This is a genomic window from Mesorhizobium sp. M0029, from assembly GCF_040323735.1.
Lineage (GTDB): Bacteria > Pseudomonadota > Alphaproteobacteria > Rhizobiales > Rhizobiaceae > Mesorhizobium.
This window is the reverse complement of sequence record NZ_JAMYVF010000007.1, coordinates 1-18,060: the sequence shown is the minus strand read 5'-3', so window position 1 is coordinate 18,060 and position 18,060 is coordinate 1. Positions and strand designations below refer to the sequence as shown.

At 62.4% G+C, this 18,060-nt stretch carries 20 protein-coding genes; 6 read left to right on the top strand and 14 right to left on the bottom strand.

The genetic code is table 11. The features are described 5' to 3' along the window. Positions 1-133 precede the first annotated feature (133 nt). The 5 genes from NKJ76_RS13840 (at position 134) to NKJ76_RS13820 (ending at position 6,355) form a co-directional block, all read left to right on the top strand. Positions 134-2,695, top strand: a complete 2,562-nt coding sequence (locus NKJ76_RS13840) for a GcvT family protein (RefSeq protein ID WP_352537672.1) — start codon at positions 134-136, stop codon at positions 2,693-2,695. A 91-nt stretch (positions 2,696-2,786) separates the two neighbouring features. Next, a complete protein-coding gene (locus NKJ76_RS13835) occupies positions 2,787-3,632 on the top strand; it encodes a DUF1194 domain-containing protein (protein WP_352537671.1) in 846 nt (281 codons plus the stop codon). A gap of 99 nt (positions 3,633-3,731) precedes the next feature. Continuing rightward, positions 3,732-4,682 carry an ABC transporter substrate-binding protein gene (locus NKJ76_RS13830; protein ID WP_023700334.1) on the top strand — a complete coding sequence of 317 codons (951 nt, stop codon included), beginning with the start codon at positions 3,732-3,734 and terminating at the stop codon, positions 4,680-4,682. Between the two features lie 105 nt (positions 4,683-4,787). Then, entirely contained in the window at positions 4,788-5,561 is a 774-nt protein-coding gene (locus NKJ76_RS13825) for an ABC transporter permease (protein WP_023670383.1), read from the top strand. Beyond that, positions 5,558-6,355, top strand: a complete 798-nt coding sequence (locus NKJ76_RS13820; RefSeq protein ID WP_023696446.1) for an ABC transporter ATP-binding protein — start codon at positions 5,558-5,560, stop codon at positions 6,353-6,355. Before NKJ76_RS13825 ends, NKJ76_RS13820 begins: the two co-directional genes overlap by 4 nt. 13 nt (positions 6,356-6,368) lie before the next feature. Here the strand turns inward: NKJ76_RS13820 and NKJ76_RS13815 are convergent, their stop codons facing one another. From NKJ76_RS13815 to NKJ76_RS13805, 3 genes are all read right to left on the bottom strand, one after another. Beyond that, positions 6,369-7,307, bottom strand: coding sequence for a GlxA family transcriptional regulator (locus tag NKJ76_RS13815; protein WP_348524244.1), 939 nt, complete (start codon positions 7,305-7,307; stop codon positions 6,369-6,371). A gap of 349 nt (positions 7,308-7,656) precedes the next feature. Continuing rightward, positions 7,657-7,791, bottom strand: coding sequence for a hypothetical protein (locus tag NKJ76_RS13810; protein WP_023681787.1), 135 nt, complete (start codon positions 7,789-7,791; stop codon positions 7,657-7,659). 364 nt (positions 7,792-8,155) lie between these two features. Beyond that, positions 8,156-8,341: a hypothetical protein gene (locus NKJ76_RS13805; RefSeq protein ID WP_023670388.1), complete on the bottom strand. Its 186-nt coding sequence runs from the start codon at positions 8,339-8,341 to the stop codon at positions 8,156-8,158. Positions 8,342-8,543: 202 nt separating this feature from the next. Between NKJ76_RS13805 and NKJ76_RS13800 the strand changes: the two genes are divergently transcribed. After that, a complete protein-coding gene (locus NKJ76_RS13800) occupies positions 8,544-9,443 on the top strand; it encodes a LysR substrate-binding domain-containing protein (protein ID WP_023670389.1) in 900 nt (299 codons plus the stop codon). Between the two features lie 124 nt (positions 9,444-9,567). Here NKJ76_RS13800 and NKJ76_RS13795 read toward each other — a convergent pair whose 3' ends face one another. The 11 genes from NKJ76_RS13795 to NKJ76_RS13745 all read right to left on the bottom strand — a co-directional run. Further along, positions 9,568-10,533 carry an alpha/beta hydrolase gene (locus NKJ76_RS13795; protein ID WP_352537670.1) on the bottom strand — a complete coding sequence of 322 codons (966 nt, stop codon included), beginning with the start codon at positions 10,531-10,533 and terminating at the stop codon, positions 9,568-9,570. A gap of 251 nt (positions 10,534-10,784) precedes the next feature. Next, the gene (locus NKJ76_RS13790; RefSeq protein WP_196813564.1) at positions 10,785-10,952 is read right to left on the bottom strand and encodes a hypothetical protein; all 168 of its coding nucleotides are present in this window, start codon (positions 10,950-10,952) and stop codon (positions 10,785-10,787) included. A 186-nt stretch (positions 10,953-11,138) separates the two neighbouring features. Continuing rightward, a complete protein-coding gene (locus NKJ76_RS13785) occupies positions 11,139-13,208 on the bottom strand; it encodes an ASKHA domain-containing protein (protein ID WP_023805468.1) in 2,070 nt (689 codons plus the stop codon). Between the two features lie 7 nt (positions 13,209-13,215). Further along, the gene (locus tag NKJ76_RS13780) at positions 13,216-13,566 is read right to left on the bottom strand and encodes a hypothetical protein (protein WP_352537669.1); all 351 of its coding nucleotides are present in this window, start codon (positions 13,564-13,566) and stop codon (positions 13,216-13,218) included. A gap of 23 nt (positions 13,567-13,589) precedes the next feature. Continuing rightward, complete coding sequence (locus NKJ76_RS13775) at positions 13,590-14,564, bottom strand: methyltetrahydrofolate cobalamin methyltransferase (protein WP_023670394.1); 975 nt, start codon at positions 14,562-14,564, stop codon at positions 13,590-13,592. Positions 14,565-14,644: 80 nt separating this feature from the next. Continuing rightward, positions 14,645-15,736, bottom strand: a complete 1,092-nt coding sequence (locus NKJ76_RS13770) for a methylenetetrahydrofolate reductase (protein ID WP_023681780.1) — start codon at positions 15,734-15,736, stop codon at positions 14,645-14,647. Then, the gene (locus NKJ76_RS13765; protein ID WP_023696447.1) at positions 15,733-16,356 is read right to left on the bottom strand and encodes a methylenetetrahydrofolate reductase C-terminal domain-containing protein; all 624 of its coding nucleotides are present in this window, start codon (positions 16,354-16,356) and stop codon (positions 15,733-15,735) included. The genes NKJ76_RS13770 and NKJ76_RS13765 overlap by 4 nt, the downstream gene beginning before the upstream one ends. Next, on the bottom strand, positions 16,349-16,651 hold the full coding sequence (locus NKJ76_RS13760) for a virulence factor (RefSeq protein ID WP_023670397.1): 303 nt from the start codon (positions 16,649-16,651) through the stop codon (positions 16,349-16,351). The genes NKJ76_RS13765 and NKJ76_RS13760 overlap by 8 nt, the downstream gene beginning before the upstream one ends. A 272-nt stretch (positions 16,652-16,923) precedes the next feature. Then, positions 16,924-17,439: a GNAT family N-acetyltransferase gene (locus tag NKJ76_RS13755; protein ID WP_352537668.1), complete on the bottom strand. Its 516-nt coding sequence runs from the start codon at positions 17,437-17,439 to the stop codon at positions 16,924-16,926. After that, positions 17,427-17,693: a type II toxin-antitoxin system TacA family antitoxin gene (locus tag NKJ76_RS13750; protein ID WP_352537667.1), complete on the bottom strand. Its 267-nt coding sequence runs from the start codon at positions 17,691-17,693 to the stop codon at positions 17,427-17,429. Before NKJ76_RS13750 ends, NKJ76_RS13755 begins: the two co-directional genes overlap by 13 nt. A 56-nt stretch (positions 17,694-17,749) precedes the next feature. After that, on the bottom strand, positions 17,750-18,060 hold a 311-nt coding region (locus tag NKJ76_RS13745; protein WP_502902304.1), incomplete at its 5' end, for a PDZ domain-containing protein.

Here is an 18,060-nt window from a genome sequence, read left to right as displayed (position 1 = left end):
CGCCGGCGCGCCGGGTCGCGTCGCATCCGCGACGTGTCGCAAACAGGCGGTAGCTCCATCCACGTCCTCTGCATATTGTGCGCCATTCGAACGGGCGCGGACACGCCCGCTTTATCCCCTTGGAGTCGCGGCAATGGCAGAGTTTCCGAAACAGGCGAAGGTCGTCATCGTCGGCCTGGGTGGCATTGTCGGCGCGTCGATCGCCCATCATCTGATCGAACGCGGCTGGACCGACATTGTCGGCATCGACAAATCGGGCATCCCGACCGACATCGGCTCGACGGCGCATGCCTCGGACTTCTGCTACACCACCAGCCATGATTTCCTGTCGTGCTGGACGACGCTCTACTCGATCGATTTCTACGAAAAGATGGGCCATTATGCCCGCATCGGCGGCCTCGAAGTGGCGCGCGTCGGCGACGACAGCCGCATGGACGAGATCAAGCGCAAGATCGCCTCGGCCAAATCCTTCGGCACCCGCGCCCGGCTGATCGAACCGGCCGAGATCAAGGAAAAATTCCCGCTGATCGAAGAGTCCATGGTGCAGGGTGGCCTTTGGGATCCCGATGCCGGCCTGGTCATCCCGCGCTCGCAGACCGTCGCCGGCAAGCTGGTCGACCAGGCGGAAGCGTCCGGCAAGTTGAAGTCGTTCGCCAACACGCCGGCCAAATCCCTCATTGTCGAGGAAGGCCGCATCAAGGGCGTCGTCACCGACCGCGGCACGATCATGGCCGACTATGTCATCGTCTGCGCCGGCATCTGGGGCCGGCTGATCGCCGAAATGGTCGGCGAAGACCTGCCGGTCATGCCGATCGACCATCCGCTGACTTTCTTCGGGCCTTACAACGAGTTCGCCGGCACCGGCAAGGAGATCGGCTGGCCGCTGCTGCGCGACCAAGGCAATTCGGCCTATATGCGCGACACCGGCGATCCCAAGACTGCCGAGGGCGGCCAGATCGAATGGGGTTACTACGAAGAGACCAATCCGCGTCTTTGCCATCCGCGCGATTTGCTGGAAAAGGATCAGGCGCGGCTGTCGCCGTCGCAGCGCGATCTCGACATGGAGCAGATCCTGGCGCCGCTTGAGCGCGCCATGGAACTGACGCCGATCCTGGGCGAACTCGGCTACAATGAAAGCCATTCCTTCAACGGCCTGTTGCAGGTGACCGCCGATGGCGGCCCGTCCATGGGCGAGAGCCAGAAGGTGAGGGGCCTCTGGTACGCCGTCGCCATCTGGGTCAAGGACGGCCCCGGCATGGGCAAGCTGATCGCCGACTGGATGACGGACGGCCGCACGGAAATCGACCATCACGCCATCGACTATGCGCGCTTCTATCCGCACCAGACGAAAGAGCAGTTCATCTGGGATCGCTGCACCGAGACGGCGATGAAGGTCTACAATCCAGCGGTGCATCCGCGCGAGCCGTTCTCCAAAGGCCGCAACATCCGCCGCTCGCCGTTCTGGGAGCGCGAGAAGGAGCTTGGCGGCTACTTCATGGAGCTGGGCGGCTGGGAGCGCGCGCATGGCTATGCCGCCAACGAGCATCTGCTGGAGAAGTATGGCAACCGGGTTCCCATACGTGAGAACGAATGGGACAATCGCCATTTCTGGCGGGTGTCCAATGCCGAGCACCTGGCGATGAGCGAGGATTGCGGCATCGTCAACCTCTCGCATTTCTCGATGTACGACATCGAAGGGCCGGACCATGTCGCGCTGCTGGAGTGGCTGTGCGCGGCCAAGATTGGTGGCGACAACAATATCGGCAAGGGTATCTACACCCACTTTCTCGACGAGGAAGGCATGGTGCGCGCCGACTTCACCGTCATCCGCATGGCCGACCGCTGCCGGCTGATCGACGGCGCCGACGCCGGCCCGCGCGACTTCCGCTACATGCAGCGCACCGCGCAGGATAAAGGCTTTGACGTCACCATCACCGACGTGACGGAAAAATATGTCACCATCGGCATCTGGGGACCGAATGCGCGGGCGACACTGCGGAAAGTGGTCGAAAATCCGGATGGTCTCTCGCTGGAGAACTTCCCCTTCGCGGCGATCAAGCCGGTCAGGATCGGCGGCAAGGACGTCACCGCCTTCCGCATCTCCTATGTCGGCGAGCAGGGCTGGGAACTGCACATGCGCTACGAGGACGGCCTGGCCGTTTGGGACGCGCTGCGCTCGACCGGCGTCATGCCGTTCGGCGTCGAGACCTATGCCAACACGCGGCGCATGGAAAAGAGCCTGCGCCTGCAGAACGCCGACCTTCTGACCGAGTATAATCTGCTTGAGGCCGACCTTGCCCGACCGAAGGTCAAGGAGAACGATTTCTGCGGCAAGGCCAAACATGTCGAATACCGCGCCCGCGAGCACCAGCCGGCGATCCTGTGCACACTGGTGATGACGGAAAACGTCGATTCGAAGGGTGTTGCCCGCTATCCCGTCGGCACCATGCCGGTGATGGATCCGAAGACCGGCGAGACGCTGGTCGACGAACTCGGCCGCCGCTCCTTCACCACGTCGATGGCCTATGGCCCGACCATCGGCAAGAACATCGGCCTCGCCTATCTGCCCTGGGCCCATGCCCAGGAGGGCCGCAAGTTCGCCATCGAATATTTCGGCGAGACCTACCCGGTCGAGGTGGCGGCGGTTGGTTACAAGCCGCTCTACGATCCAGAGAATTTGAAGCCGAGGAGTTGAGCGTCATAGGTTCCAACCAACACATCGAAAAGCCCGGCACCTCGCCGGGCTTTTCGCTTTGTCAGCAGCCGATTTTCGCTTACCTTCGGGCATGTCTGCATTTTCTTGCGCACGACATTTGTTTTCAGGCAGCGCCGCGCTGGCGCTGGGGCTCTGGCTGGTGCCGCCGGTTCAAGCCGCCGAGCCGGTCGACGTCGAGCTGGTGCTGGCCGTCGACGTGTCGCTGTCGATGTCGCCGGGCGAACTTGAAATCCAGCGTCACGGCTATGCTGCTGCGCTGACGCACGACAATGTTCTGCAGGCCATCGCCGATGGCGCCTACGGCAAGGTCGCCGTCACCTATGTCGAATGGGCGGGAGCGACCACGCAGCAGGTCGTCGTGCCGTGGACGGTGATCGCCAGCCGGGCCGATGCCGAGCGGGTGGCCGCGCAGCTTTCCGCCCATCCGCCGGCCAGCGCCCGGCGCACCTCGATTTCCGGCGCGCTGGAATTCGGCAGCGATCTGTTCGCCGAAAGCGGTTTTCAGGGGACAAAGCGCGTCATCGATATTTCCGGCGACGGGCCCAACAACCAGGGCGCGCCCGTCGACATCACCCGCGACGCGGTGGTCAAGCAAGGCATCATCATCAACGGCCTGCCGCTGATGACGCGCGGCGGGTTCGGCGGCGCCTATGACGTCAACAATCTCGACCGCTACTACAGCGACTGCGTCATCGGCGGTCCCGGATCCTTCATGATCCCGGTCAATGACTGGACGCAGTTTCCCGAAGCCATCCGCCGCAAGCTGGTGCTGGAGCTGGCCGGCGCCGCTTCGCCGCAACGGGCGCGCGAGGAGGCCGGGCATCCGCCGGTGGTGCTGGCGCAGGACCGGCCGACCGACTGCCAGGTCGGCGAAAAGATGTGGCGCGACCGCAGCTGGATGTTCGATGCGCGTTAGCGTTCGCATCATCACGCTGCCGTGAAGGGCCGGTTTCATTGACAAGCCCATGGGCGTCTGTGACACAATTCGGCATCCGAAAAAACAAGGGGAACCGACATGAACAAGACCATCGTCGCTGCCGCGGTATTGGCGCTTGCGGCTGCAATATCCGTGCCGGCCGAGGCTGCCACATCGGTCACCATCGGCATCAGCGGATGGACCGGCTTTGCGCCGCTGACGCTCGCCAAGCAGGCCGGCATCTTCGAGAAGCATGGCCTCGACGTGACCCTGAAGAAGGTGCCGCAGGCCAGCCGGCCGCTCGCCATCGCCAGCGGCGATCTGCAATGCGCCGCCACCACGGTCGAGACCTGGCTGGTGTGGAACGCCAGCGGCGTCACCACCAAGCAGATCTTCCAGCTCGACAAATCCTATGGCGCCGACGGCATTGTCGTGCGCAACGACATCAAGACCGTCGCCGACCTCAAGGGCAAGAATGTCGCGTCCTCGGCGCCGGGCACGTCGCCCTATTTCATGCTGGCCTGGGTGCTGAACAAGAACGGCCTGTCGACCAAGGATGTGACCGTCGTCAACCTGGAACCGGATGCGGCGGCGCAAGCCTTCCTCGCCGGCCAGAACGATGCGGCGGTCACCTATGAGCCGTTCATCTCGGCGGTGCGCGACAAGTCCGATCAGGGCCACATATTGGCGACCACGCTCGACTACCCGATGGTGCTCGACACGGTCGGCTGCACGCCTGAATTCCTCACCGCCAATCCCGACGCCGCCAAGGCGCTGGCCGACAGCTATTTCGAAGCGCTCGAGCTGATCAAGAGCGATCCGCAGAGATCCTACGAGATCATGGGCGCCGACGTGAAGCAGTCTGCGAAAGAATTCGAGGATTCGGCGAAATACCTGAAATGGGCCGACAAGGCGGAGAACAAGCAGTTCTTCACCAAGGAATTCCAGGACTTTTCCAAGACCGCCGGCGAGCTTCTGCTGCAGATGGGGTTGATCAAGGAAGCGCCAGATGTTGCAGCGCTTGCCGATACCAGCGCGGTGGCGAACTGATAGTCCTGCCTTTGACCATCATGCGGCGGTGCCAGCGCGCCGCCGCTTTCTACCGGGCAACGCGACTGAGCATGGGGACGATCTGACGATGCGGACGATCTGAAGATGCGCCCCTTGCATCCGGTGTCGCCGGGCATTCGAACCGTGCTTGGCATTTCCTTCTTCGTGCTGTTCGTCGCCTTCTGGGCGTGGATCACGCTTGGCGGCCACGTCAACCGCATCTTCCTCGCCGATCCGCTGTCAATGCTGCGGGATGGCTGGCGGCTGCTGGTCGAGGATCGCTTCTGGCTCGACATATTGATCACCATCTGGCGGGTCTTCGGCGGGTTCCTGCTGGCGTCGATCGTCGCCGTGCCGATCGGCATCGCCATGGGCGCCTGGAAGCCAATAGAGGCGTTTCTGGAACCGTTCGTCTCCTTCGCCCGCTACCTCCCGGCTTCGGCCTTCATTCCGCTGCTCATCCTGTGGGCCGGCATTGGCGAGCTGGAAAAGCTGCTGGTCATCTTCGTCGGCTCGGTGTTCCAGATCATCCTGATCGTCGCGGTCAAGGTCGGCTCGACGCGGCGCGACCTGGTCGAGGCGGCCTATACGCTGGGCTCGACCAACAATGGCATCGTCAAACGGGTCATCATGCCGGCCAATGCGCCCGAGATTGCCGAGACGCTGCGGCTGGTGCTCGGCTGGGCTTGGACCTATGTCATCGTCGCCGAGCTGATCGGTTCGTCCTCAGGCATCGGCTACATGATCATCAACAGCCAGTCGCGGCTGGCGACAGGGCAGATCATCTTCGGCATCATCGTCATCGGGCTGATCGGACTGTTGTCCGACTTCGCCTTCAAGGCGTTCAATCGCTGGCTCTTTCCCTGGAGCCTGGCATGAGCAAGTTGCTTATCGAAGGCGTCTCGCGAACCTTCGCCGGCGTGCGCGGCGGGCAGCCGGTCAAGGCGCTGATGCCGGTCGACCTTGCGGTCGCGGCCAACGACTTCATCACCATTCTGGGGCCGTCCGGCTGCGGGAAGTCGACGCTGCTCAGGATCGTTGCCGGCCTGGAAGCGCCGAGCGAAGGCCGTGTGCTGCTCGACGGCAAGGCGGTGACGCGGCCGGGACCGGATCGCGGCATGGTGTTCCAGTCCTACACGCTGTTTCCGTGGCTAACGGTGGCGCAGAATATCGCCTTCGGCCTGCGCGAACGTGGCATGGCCGAAAAGGAGCGAGACGGGATCGTCGCTTCCTATGTCGACCTCGTCGGGCTCAAGGGCTTCGAGAACCATTGGCCAAAGCAGCTGTCCGGCGGCATGCAGCAGCGCACGGCGATCGCCCGGGCGCTGGCCAACGACCCCGAAATCCTGTTGCTGGACGAGCCGTTCGGTGCGCTCGACAACCAGACGCGCGGACTGATGCAGGAACTGCTGCTCGGCATCTGGGAGCGGCGCAAGAAGACAGTGCTGTTCGTCACCCACGACATCGAGGAGGCGATCTTCATGGCTTCGCGGGTGATCGTGATGAGCGCGCGGCCAGGCCGCATCAAGTCGGATGTCGCCATCGACCTGCCGCATCCGCGTCACTATACGCTGAAGACCAGCCGGGAGTTCTCGGCGCTCAAGGCGCGGCTGACCGAGGATATCCGCGTCGAGGCGATGCGCACAGTACAGGCGCAGCCCGCCGAAGCCTGAGTGCGTTTTCGGATCAGGCCGCCAGCAATTGCTTGCGGTCGACGCGCTCCTGCTGCGGCGAGCGGGCATAGAGTTCGCGGTAGCATTTGGAGAAATGCGACGCCGAGACGAAGCCGCAGGCGACCGCTACCTCGACCACCGGCATCGAGGACTGGATCAGCAGGTGCCGGGCGCGGTCGAGGCGGATTTCCAAGTAGTAGCGGGCAGGGGATCTGCCCATCTCGGTGCGGAACAGGCGCTCGATCTGGCGGCGCGACAGGTCGACATGGTCGGCGATCTCGATCAGCGACAGCGGTTCGGAGAGATTGCCTTCCATCAGTTCGATGATGGTCAGCACCTTGGAATTCTGCACGCCGAGGCGGGCGCGCAGCGGCAGGCGCTGGCGGTCGGTGGGGCTGCGCACGCGGTCGGTCAGCACCTGCTCGCACACGCGGTTGACCAGATTGTCGTCGAAATCGTCGCCGATCAGCTTGAGCATCATGTCGAGGGCGGCGGTGCCGCCGGCGCAGGTGTAGATGTTCTGGTCGATCTCGAAGAGGTCGGCAAAGACGTTGGCCTTGGGAAAGGCCTCGGAAAAGCCCGGCAGGTTTTCCCAATGGATGGCGCAGCGCTTGTTGGAGAGCAGGCCGGCGGCGGCAAGGATATGCGCGCCGGTGCACAGGCCGCCGACGGCGACGCCTCTGTTGTATTCCTCGCGCAGCCAGGCGAAGGCCGACCTATTCTGGTAGCGCTCGACATTCATGCCGCTGCAGACGATGGCCATGTTCGGCCGATCCGGCCCGGCCATTTTCTTGCGCTCTTCCTCGAGCGAGGTGTTGACGGCGCATTCGACGCCGTTGGAGGCGCGCACCGGCTTGCCGTCGATGCTGGCGAGGCGCCAGCGATAGGCCTCATAGCCGAGCATGCGGTTGGCCGAGCGCAGCGGGTCGAGCGCCGTCGCAAAGGCGATCATGGTGAAGTCCGGGACAAGGAAGAATACAAACGATCGCTTGATCGGATGCTTTACGGCGTTCAAGGGAACCTCACGCGGCCATGGCGCGAACAGGATGTCGCGAACAGCACAGCGACATCAGGAAAAACCATTCCTGTCAATCGGCTAGGGGGCTAAGCGGAAACTATATTTGCGACATGGGTCGCAAATGAGCAATCGTCCGGGATGACAGGCACGGGCTGCCGACGGATTGGGCATGGTGGCGGCGGCATAGGTGCCAAAAATGAGAAACGCCGCTTCGGTCAAGCCGAAGCGGCGCTGTTATCGACTATCGGCAGCGGCAGGGAAGCGCTGAGCGCTAGCCGTTATCTCAGGCAACGAAACCGAGGCGCACCGCATTCATGGCACCGGTCTGGCCGGGCATGGTATTGGCAAGGCGCTGGCGCTCGAGAGCGGTCGTCAGGTTCATTTCGCGGCGGGCAAAGAGGCGGGCAAAAAGCTTCATCATCATCTCCTATCGGTTGCTCAGACGGGTCGCCTTCGCTTGATGGAGTGGGGCAGCTCGTTTGCTGGCGTCGATATAGGCCTGCGTGAGCAGAAACTAAATCGCAAATGCGAAGCGCTTGAATGGAAATGCGACATCGTTTGCGACATTATTGGGCATGGTGCCCAAAATTTACGATTACTTACAGCGTGTTACCGGCGACATTGAGGCGCCATGCAAGTGACGCATATACGCCATGCAGCGGCGACATGGCTCTGAAAATCATTTGAATGCAAATAAGTTGGAGAAAGCCTGCGGGGCAAAATAGAGAAGGCCTGCCGGGCTGGTCTGCGCGGCAGGCCTTCAGCGCATGGTACACAATGGTTTACTTTGCTCCAGCCCAGGATCCGACGCCGCGGCGTGCACCGGTCTTGGTGTCGGCAGCTTCAGGCCAGCCGATATCCTTCTGCAGTTCGATCGGCAGCGAGCGGATCGCACGTTCGGTCTGGAAGCGAGCGCGGGCCGCGCTGAATTCGATCGCAAGCCGACCGATGGATGACAGGATAGACATTTCATTCTCCTTTGGTTGTGGCACGTCCCGCATGAACGCGTTCCGTCGCCTGGATATTCCGCATCGAGTGCAATTCCGTGTCAGGAGCGTTGGGGCCATGGCACGTCCTGCCTTCGATGGAGTTGACTATCCTCCCAATCTGATGTTCAATCAAACGAAATGGAATGATGCTTCACATCAGAAAAATTGAAGGTCGATCCCGATGAATGCCCCACTCAATCATCCGCTGCCGCTGCTCGATCTCGACGTTTTGCGCACCTTCGTGGCCATTGCCGAGACCGGCAGTTTCACCACGGCGGCCAATGCGGTGTTCCGCACCCCGTCGGCGGTCTCCATGCAGATCAAAAAGCTCGAGGACATTCTCGGGCGCTCTGTCTTCGCGCGGGATGCGCGCTCGGTGACGCTGACCACGGATGGCGAGATGCTGCTCGGTTATGCCCGCCGGCTGTTGTCGATCAACCGCGAGGTGGTGTCGAAGTTCATCATCCCTGAGATCGTCGGCGTGGTGCGGCTCGGCTCGCCGGACGACTATGGCGAGCGCGTGTTGCCGCATGTGCTGAAGCGTTTCGCGCAGTCGCATCCGTCGATTGCCGTCGACGTCACCATCGACCAGAGCAGCAATCTGCGCCGCCGCATGGACGACCGGGCGCTCGACATCACGCTGCTGACCAATTCCTACAAGACCAGCGCACTCGGCGCCGAGGTGCTGCTCACCGAGCCGATCGTCTGGGCCGGCGCCAAGGGCGGCAGCGCGCATCTGCGCGAGCCTTTGCCGGTGTCGCTGTGGGAAGAGGGCTGCGCCTGGCGGGCCGGCGCGCTCGATGCGCTGAGCCGTGAAGGCCGCAATTACCGCATCGCCTATATGAGCGCCCACACGGCAGGCCAGCGCGCCGCCATCATGTCGGATCTCGCGGTTGCACCGTTGCCGAAGTCGTTCCTGGGCAACGACATGGTCGAGCTTTGCCCGAAGGACGGCATGCCCGATATCGGCACCTACAATCTGGCGATGGTGGTGTCGCCGGACGCCAGCGCGCCGGTCAAGGCCGTCGCCGACCATATCCGTGCGACGTTCGAGCTTTTCCGCGAAACCGGCAAGTTCTAGAGCGGTTCACCGTTTCACGGAAACGGCGAGCCGCTCTAACTCCTTGTTTTGACTCAATTCCCAAGGGAAAGCGCTACACGCTTTCCCGGGAAAACCGTTTTACACTTTTCCTGGAATTGCTCTGCTATTCCGCTGCTTGGGCGGGGCGCGCCGCGAGAGCGGGTCGCGCCGTGCGCCGCGCAGTTGCGCGCCGCTTGGTGGGCTCACCTTCAAGGAAGGCGACGATGCTGTCCCTGGCGCGACGCGCCTCCGGCATCTCGATCAGCGGCCAGACGTGGAACATGCCTTCCTCATAGACGACGTCGATATCGACGCCGGCAGCGCGTGCCTTTTTGGCGAAGATCAGATTGTCGGGGCTGAGCAGGTCGTGCGAGCCGGTCAGAAGCAGGGTCTGCGGCAGCACCGAGAGGTCGCCATAGAGCGGACTGATATGCCAGTCGCTGCGATCGATGCCGGCACTGTACATGCGGATCGCTTCCAGCCCGCCGGAAATGCCGAGCCACGGATCGTTGCGTTCCGCCTCGAACATTTCGGGGTTGGACAGCGACATGTCGAGGCCGGGTGAAATCAGCACGTGGCGCGACGGCAAGGGCAGGCCTTCCTCAGCCGCCATCATGGTCAGCACGACGGCCATGTTGCCGCCCGCGGAATCGCCCATGAAGACGATGTCTTCAGCGTCGGTCTCATCCAGCATCTGCCGGTAGACGTCGCCGACCATGCCGAACATGGCGTGGAAATCATGCTCCGGCGCGATGGGATAGATCGGCACGGTGATGCCGAAACCCAAGCGCTCGGCCACCTCGGCGATCAACCCCCAATGATAGGATGTGATCTGGAAGACATAGGCGCCGCCATGCATGTAGAGGATGCGCCTGCGTTCGCCGGCCTTCGGCGCGATTTCATAGACAGGGAAGCCATCGACGCTGCGCTCGGTGATATCGAGCTGCTCCCGCAGCAATGCCGGGGGATGATGATCCTCGGTCTTGCGGGCATAGGCGATCCAGCGCTGCAGGTTTTCCGGGCTGGCAAATGCCTTCTTGCGGCTGTGCCGGAGGATGAAGGAAACGAGGTGGCTTTTGAAACTGGGCATTCGCGTACACAAGCTCGGCCGCAGCCGACTAAGAGAATTCCCCCACTGTCTCGAAGATCGTACCTCCAGCCGAAATGTCAAGATTCTGGCCCAAGCCAACACGGTTGTTTGATCAGCCAGGTCCGCTGTTTTGCGCAGCGCGGCTCAGCGCCGGGGCAGCAGCGCGGCGCGCAGCTTGATGTCGGTCGCAGCCGGGACCATGCGGCGGCCCCGGCGCTTGGTCAGCAATTTGCACTTGTCGGCGAAGGTCATCAGCGGCCCGAGCCCAGGATCAGACGCGACAGGTTGGTCTGGGCGTCGATGCGCGGCGACACGGGCCAGCCGATGTCCTTCTGGATTTCGGGTGGCAGGTTGTTCATGGCGCGCACGGCCTGTGCATTCTTCATGGCCGCACGAAAACGGCCCAGGGTCTCGAACATCTCTATTCTCCTTTGGAGCGTTGTGGCGGCGGAATAGTCCGGTCCGCCATTCGATGTCCGTTAAATGCTTCACGTCTGTATCGGACGGATTGCGCCAAAACAGCGTTTCGGTTTCCAGATCGGTGCGATCTGGAAACATTTGCATACAAATGAAATTGGGCGAATTGGCGGCCTTCGTAAGGCGGCTTATTCCCGGCTGCGCCTGGCGGCATGGCCTTCGCGCGAACGCCGGCGCGGGGCGGCGTCGCCGGCGACGCCATCCTCGCTGACGGTCTTGCGTGGCGGCAATTTCACCGCCGCCGACAGTTTCGGGAACGGATCGACCTTGTTGGGAAGCGCCATCGCGTAGACGAAATGCTCCTGGAATTTCGGCTCCAGAGCGGTCTCGATCTTCTCGATGTGGCTGACCGTGTCCTCGATCTCGCGGCGATAGCCACGATTGAGCAGCGCCATCCGCGCACCGGCGCCGGCGGCGTTGCCGACGGCCGAGACCTTGTCGAGGTCGCAATCCGGGATCAGGCCGAGCACCATGGCGTATTTCGGATCGATGAACGAGCCGAACGCGCCGGCGAAATGGATGCGGTCGACGTGTTCGGTGTTCTGCTTTTCCATCAGAAGCTTGGTGCCGGCATAGAGCGCCGCCTTTGCAAGCTGGATGGCGCGCACGTCGGTCTGGGTGATGGTGATCTTGGGTTCGCCTTCCTTCAAGACATAAGAGAAGGTGCGGCCGTTGACCGTGACGCGCGGCGACCGCTCGGCCAGCGACCCGTCGATCACTCCATCCTCGGAGATGATGCCGGCGAGGTACATTTCGGCCACGATCTCGATGATGCCGGAGCCGCAAATGCCGGTGACGCCGGTCGCCTGCACGCTGTCGAGGAAGCTGGGATCGTCGGACCAGAGTTCAGAGCCGATGACGCGGTATTTCGGCTCCAGCGTATCGGGGTCGATGCGCACGCGTTCGATGGCGCCGGGGGCAGCGCGCTGGCCGCCGGAGATTTCCGCGCCCTCGAAGGCGGGACCGGTGGGCGAGGAGGCTGCGACCACCCGCTTGCGGTTGCCAAGCACGATCTCGGCATTGGTGCCGACGTCGACGATCAGCATCATCTCGTCCTGGCGGTGCGGGCCTTCCGACAGCGTCACGGCTGCGGCGTCGGCGCCGACATGGCCGGCAATGCAAGGCAGCATATAGAGGCGGGCGCCCTGGTTGAGCTTCAGGCCGATATCGGAGGCTTTGATGCGCACCGCGCCCGAGACGGCGAGTGCGAAGGGCGCGCCGCCGAGTTCGGTCGGATCGATGCCGAGGAACAGATGGTGCATGATCGGATTGCCGACAAAGACGGAATCCAGGATGTCGTTGCGCTGGACATTGCCTTCCGCGCAGACCTTGTCGACAAGGCCCGAGATCGCCTCGCGCACGGCGACCGTCATGCCTTCGCGGCCGTCCGGGTTCATCATCACATAGGAGACGCGGCTCATCAGATCCTCGCCGAAGCGGATCTGCGGGTTGGAGGTGCCCGACGAAGCGGCGACGCGGCCCGACAGCAACGACACCAGATGCATGGCGATGGTGGTCGAGCCGATGTCGCAGGCCAGTCCATAGGCCTCGTTCTTGAGGCCGGGCCAGAGTGCTATGACGCGGGCGATGTCGCTTTCGGCATCCTTGTGGATGGCCGCGGTCGCGGTCCAGTTACCCTTGCGCAGTATGCCTTGCATCTGCGGCATCAGGTAGAAATCGAATTCGAGGTTTTTAAAGCCCCAATCCTTCATCAAGGCGATCTTGAGGCGGTCGAGATCGCCCAGCGGCTTGTGCATGTCGGGCTCTTCGATCTCGACATAGCACATGCGGATCGCCGCATCGCGGGCGATGACGCGCGTGTCGGCATCCTTGCGGATGGTCTGGGCGTTGATGACCGTGTCCTGCGGCACGTCGATGACGAGGTCGCCGAGAATCTGCGCCGAGCAGGACAGGCGGCGCCGCTCGGGCAGGCCGCGGACGCGCTCATAGCGCTCTTCCTTGGCGCCCTTGGGCGAGATGTGGTCGTTGGAGGAGACGATCTTGTGCTTGGCGAAATTGCCTTCCTGCACCTCGATCTGGCAGCGCCCGCAGGTGGCGCGGCCACCGCAGACGCTTTCGACATAGACGCCGAGCTGGCGCGCGGCATCGAGCACCGGCGTGCCGACAGGAAACCGCCCGCGCTTGCCTGACGGCATGAACAGCACGAGCGGATCGGTAATGTTTGCAGGCGAATTCATATTTTCATTACTCGACCAAGCCGGCACTAGGAAAAGACTTCACATATGCGAGGCTTGCCAGAAAGGAAGCTATGAGCGGCAACGGATACCAACGCAGCCAAAAAATGGAGAAGTTCTCCAATTTCTGTCGGTCCAATATCCTTATGGGAATTACGCTGAGACATAGCGGCACAACGAGCAGCGCACCCATTATCAGGCAAGTCGCGTAAATGCACAGATCGAAATACCGGAGGTAATCACGGCTCTTGTAGCCAAATGCGAAGGCTCCAGGCAACACCATGAACACGCTGCAAAAACCCACCGTCAGTGGTATCTTCCAGTCCGGCATTTCGAGCTTTTTGCGATCCTGATCCGTCAAGAGAATGCTGCCCTGTCTCGCGCTTATCCCCTGGCCATGCGGGCTTCACGGCCGCCGCGCCGGCGACCGCCATTGCCGCCGCCTTCGCCCGGAGCGTTAACCGCGGTGGGCGCTGCGACCGCCTGGCCGCCTTCGGCCGGTTTGTAATCCTTGTAGGTGCGGATCCAGTTGGTGCAGTTCTCGTCGGTGCCGTTGAGCACATTGGCGCCGCGCACGGCTTCCATTTCCTGCGGGCGAACCGGGTTCATGATAGCGCTGGTCATGCCGGCGCCGATCACCATCGGGATGAAGGCGGCGTTGATGCCGTGGCGATGCGGCAGGCCGAACGAAATGTTGGACAGGCCGCAAGTGGTGTTGACCTTGAGCTCTTCGCGCAGACGGCGCAGCAGCGCAAACACCTGGCGGCCGGCATCGCCCAGCGCGCCGATCGGCATCACCAGCGGGTCGACGACGACGTCATGCGCCGGAATGCCGAAATCGGCGCAGCGCTGCACGATCTTCTTGGCGACGGCGAAGCGCACATCCGGGTCCATCGAAATGCCGGTCTCGTCGTTGGAGATCGCGACGACCGGAACATTGTACTTCTTGACCAGCGGCAGGATGGCTTCGAGCTTTTCCTCTTCGCCGGTCACGGAGTTGACCAGCGGCCGGCCCTTGGCGACCTTGAGCGCTGCCTCGATGGCGGCGGTCACCGACGAGTCGATCGACAGCGGCAGGTCAACCAGGCCCTGGACGATCTCCAGCGTCTGCACCAGCAGGCCGGGTTCGGTTTCGTTCGGATTAACGGAGGTGACGCCGGCATTGACGTCGAGCATCGTGGCGCCGCAGGCGGCCTGTTCCAGCGCATCCTTGATGACGGTCTCGAAATTGCCGGCGATCATCTCGGCGGCCAGCTTCTTGCGGCCGGTCGGGTTGATGCGCTCGCCGATGACGCAGAAAGGCTGGTCGAAGCCGATGATGATCTCTCGTGTCGCCGAGGCGACGATGGTCCGGGTCATGAAGTCTCTCCGCCTGATATAAAGATTTCTTTATATCGTTGTCTGGTTTCATTCAAGCGAATGGCTGGCCGTCCGCGCTGTCAGTGCGCGGTCTTCACCATATCCACCTGCGTTTCGGTAATGTCGTCGTGCAGTATGCTCTCGAGCCGGTCGGCGACCATCTGATCGTCGTGGCGGATCTCGCGTTTCCATGGCTGGCGGCCTTTCAGCACACCCGATTCGTCGACGATCTCGGCGACATATTCCTCCTGGCGGTACGCCATCACATGGATGCCGGAGACGCCAGGAATTTCCTTCACCTCGTTGATGATGTCGGTGCAGAGCTGCTTGCCTTCCTTCTTCTGGTCCTGGGCGCCTTCCAGCCGCTTGATGATGGCGTCGGGAATATGAATGCCCGGCACGTTGGAGCGGATCCATTTGGCCGTCTTGGCCGAAGCCAGCGGGCCGACGCCGCACAGGATGAAAACTTTTTCCGTATGCCCCAAGTCCCGCGCCCTCTGCATGAAGGTTCTGAACATCGGCACGTCGAAGCAATACTGCGTCTGCACGAACTGCGCGCCGGCGGCGATCTTTTTGCCGAGATGGATCGGGCGGAAATCGAAGGGTGGCGCGAAGGGGTTGACGGCGGCGCCGAGGAAAATTTGCGGCGGCGTCGTCAACTTGCGGCCGGACAGGAACTTGCCGTTGTCGCGCATAATGCGGCAGGTTTCCAGCAACGACATGGAATCGAGGTCGAAGACAGGCTTGGCGCCGGGCTGGTCGCCGGCCTGGACGCCGTCGCCGGTGAGGCACAGCATGTTGGCGACGCCCATGGCGGCACCGCCCAGCACGTCGCCCTGGATGGCGATGCGGTTCCTGTCGCGGCAGGCGATCTGCATGATCGGCGCGTAACCCATGCGGGTCAAAAGCGCGCAGATGCCGACCGACGACATGTGGCAGTTGGCGCCGGAGGCATCGACGGCATTGATGGCGTCGACCCAGCCGTCGAAGATTTTCGCGCGGTTATAGACGTCTTCGGGATCGGCGCTGTCGGGCGGGTTGAGCTCGGTGGTAACCGCGAATTCGCCGCGCCGCAGCACACGCTCCAGTCGGCCACGTGAGGAGTGGCCGGGCAGGGGATCGAGCGGCAGATGGATGCCGGCCGGGTTTTCGTCGCGCTGGCGGCCGATCACGCGGCCGCTCCAGTGTTGGCTTTGGCAGCGGCTTCACGGGCCGCTGCCGACTGCGCCGTCACCCGCAGCCAGGCCGAGGTTTCGCGCAGCGACTGGTCTACGGGCTTCTGAACGGTCAGGATCCTGTCGCCATGCTCCATGTTCCGCGAACCTTCCCAGGCCTTGACCCAGACGCAAGGCATGTCGGGCTCGACCTCGCAATTGCCGTTGGCGCGCACGCCGCCACACGGGCCGTTGCGCAGCTGTTTGGGGCAGTTCATCGGGCACGACATGCCGGTCGAGGACAATATGCACTGACCGCACATGCGGCAGTCGAACATGAAGCCTTTTACGCGTTTTTCAACGAACTTGATCGGCGCTTCGACGCGGCCGTAGCCAAGGCCTTTCCACAGCGGATGGAGCAGCAGGAACATGTCTGCGAATCTGGAGTAGAACCATTCGAGCAATCGCGAATGGCGGATCGACCACAGCCTGATCGCAAACGAGCGCTGCACGCGCCGCTGCGGCGATACGTCGGCCGGCTTGTAGTCGGATTTCGGCGCTGCTTTCTTGACCTGAGTGGCCTGGGTAACCGGCTGGGTAACCCTTGGCCCCTCTTTGGCAGGAGTGGTTTCAGACATTTTCTTTCCCGCCTGCCTTGACTAGAGCGACCAGCCGCTCGCGGTCGTATTTCGCGTCGATGTCGCTGAATGCCTTCTCGACCTCGGCTTCGAGGTCGTCGCCGACCGGGATCGGATCGGCCTTGCGCCATTCGGCGAGGTAATCGTCGGTGCCGCCGGCGCCGGTGCGCATGGCGCACATATCGATCGCCTCGGTGAAGCGCAGCGGCAGTTCGCGCTTGGCGTTCTGCCGGCCCTTCTTGACGATGACCTGGGCGGGGATGTCGCGCCAATAGACGACGATCAGATCGGCCATGAATTCTCTCACTCCCTGTAGAGCGCCGTGCGTCCATGAGGGAAACGACGCTCCACCACTTTGTCCAGCAGGTGCGAGCATTGCCGGATGCGCAGTGGGGCTGCTTGTTGTGGGACGACGCGCGCGCATTCAAAAGCGACGCTATTGGAAGTCGCAAAAAGAAAGGCGAGAATCTTTGACTTTGTTACGGGCTGAGATGGCCTGAGGCGAGGGTAAGAGGGTGCGTACAAACCGCCTGGCAGGGTGAACATCGCCGCTTTCCAACAGCGTCGTCATTCGTCCTCGAAGCCGTTTTGTTTCAAATCCGCGATCCGAACAATCATGCTGCGTTTTGGGTCGAATGGGAGATCTTCAAAGTCGAAGGCGAGATAGAAGCCTCTTACAGCATCATCGAGCGGATGCGTCAGGACACCGAAGCAGCCTATTTCCCTTGAGAACCGCACCGCTGTTCTCAAGGCGAAAAGGAGAAGCGAACGTCCACAGCCATGACCTTGATACCGCCGGTCCACGGCAAGCTGGCCGAGCAAGATAACTGGAACGGGATCGGGGCGGTTGCGTTGCGCCGATTTTGGCAGATGGGCGCGCTCGATTTGACCCGTGCTTAAGGTGACATAGGCGGCGATAGCCCCGGTCGCGAGATCACAAATGATGCTGGTGCGCGAGGTCCCATCCTGTTGATTGCGCCAGGCATGGCGGCGAAGCCAGTTGTTGAGCGACTCGCGACCGCAATCGAAGGCCTCTCTGTCGTCATCCGCCGCAAGAGGCCGGGGAGGCGTTAGTCCTGCCATACAGGTCGTGAGGCAGCGAGCCTCCGCAGCCCGGGACGGGTTTTCGCGGGAGACTTCGCCCACGCCTCGAACTTTTCCCAATCGGCGGCCGGAATCGTCACGATACGTCCGTCCAGTACCTCCATTTCGGCGGCTTCGACCGCCTTGCGCCTGACAAAGTCGCTGAGATTGGTGTTTGCCTGACTGGCGGCGGCTTCAAGAATGTCACGTTCATCAGAGGTGACGCGGACACTGAGGGGGGCCATATTTGACATCGGCAAACTCGCTTTCTGTATGACAATAGCATACAAGCCGTCAGATTGACAGTGCCTTACCACACACCCCGGCGCACACCGGTCCAGAGATAGAACCAGATCGTCGGGTGGTACCATTGTTTCGAGGGCAGGTCCGGCTTGATCGTGGCCAACTTTCCGTCCAAGGCACCGCGGACCGCCTCGACGCAGATGTCGCGCGAGAACGCCGCCTGGCGCAACGCATAGCTCGAAATCGTGTCGCCGGGCTCCGGCTTGCCGCGCGCCTGTTTCAACACGCCGCCGGTGTAGACGCCGGCCGGGAGCAGCTTGACGGGGGTTGCGAATATTTTGAGTTCGACCCCGGCCCGCCGCCACATGACGCAATACA

Coding starts and splice junctions, on each gene's coding strand:
- NKJ76_RS13810 (WP_023681787.1), bottom strand. CDS start 7,791: ATGAAGCTTTTTGCCCGCCTCTTTGCCCGCCGCGAAATGAACCTGACG.
- NKJ76_RS13820 (WP_023696446.1), top strand. CDS start 5,558: ATGAGCAAGTTGCTTATCGAAGGCGTCTCGCGAACCTTCGCCGGCGTG.
- NKJ76_RS13795 (WP_352537670.1), bottom strand. CDS start 10,533: ATGCCCAGTTTCAAAAGCCACCTCGTTTCCTTCATCCTCCGGCACAGC.
- NKJ76_RS13835 (WP_352537671.1), top strand. CDS start 2,787: ATGTCTGCATTTTCTTGCGCACGACATTTGTTTTCAGGCAGCGCCGCG.
- NKJ76_RS13825 (WP_023670383.1), top strand. CDS start 4,788: ATGCGCCCCTTGCATCCGGTGTCGCCGGGCATTCGAACCGTGCTTGGC.
- NKJ76_RS13840 (WP_352537672.1), top strand. CDS start 134: ATGGCAGAGTTTCCGAAACAGGCGAAGGTCGTCATCGTCGGCCTGGGT.
- NKJ76_RS13800 (WP_023670389.1), top strand. CDS start 8,544: ATGAATGCCCCACTCAATCATCCGCTGCCGCTGCTCGATCTCGACGTT.
- NKJ76_RS13785 (WP_023805468.1), bottom strand. CDS start 13,208: ATGAATTCGCCTGCAAACATTACCGATCCGCTCGTGCTGTTCATGCCG.
- NKJ76_RS13830 (WP_023700334.1), top strand. CDS start 3,732: ATGAACAAGACCATCGTCGCTGCCGCGGTATTGGCGCTTGCGGCTGCA.
- NKJ76_RS13765 (WP_023696447.1), bottom strand. CDS start 16,356: ATGTCTGAAACCACTCCTGCCAAAGAGGGGCCAAGGGTTACCCAGCCG.
- NKJ76_RS13790 (WP_196813564.1), bottom strand. CDS start 10,952: ATGTTCGAGACCCTGGGCCGTTTTCGTGCGGCCATGAAGAATGCACAG.
- NKJ76_RS13815 (WP_348524244.1), bottom strand. CDS start 7,307: ATGATCGCCTTTGCGACGGCGCTCGACCCGCTGCGCTCGGCCAACCGC.
- NKJ76_RS13750 (WP_352537667.1), bottom strand. CDS start 17,693: ATGTCAAATATGGCCCCCCTCAGTGTCCGCGTCACCTCTGATGAACGT.
- NKJ76_RS13760 (WP_023670397.1), bottom strand. CDS start 16,651: ATGGCCGATCTGATCGTCGTCTATTGGCGCGACATCCCCGCCCAGGTC.
- NKJ76_RS13775 (WP_023670394.1), bottom strand. CDS start 14,564: ATGACCCGGACCATCGTCGCCTCGGCGACACGAGAGATCATCATCGGC.
- NKJ76_RS13755 (WP_352537668.1), bottom strand. CDS start 17,439: ATGGCAGGACTAACGCCTCCCCGGCCTCTTGCGGCGGATGACGACAGA.
- NKJ76_RS13805 (WP_023670388.1), bottom strand. CDS start 8,341: ATGTCTATCCTGTCATCCATCGGTCGGCTTGCGATCGAATTCAGCGCG.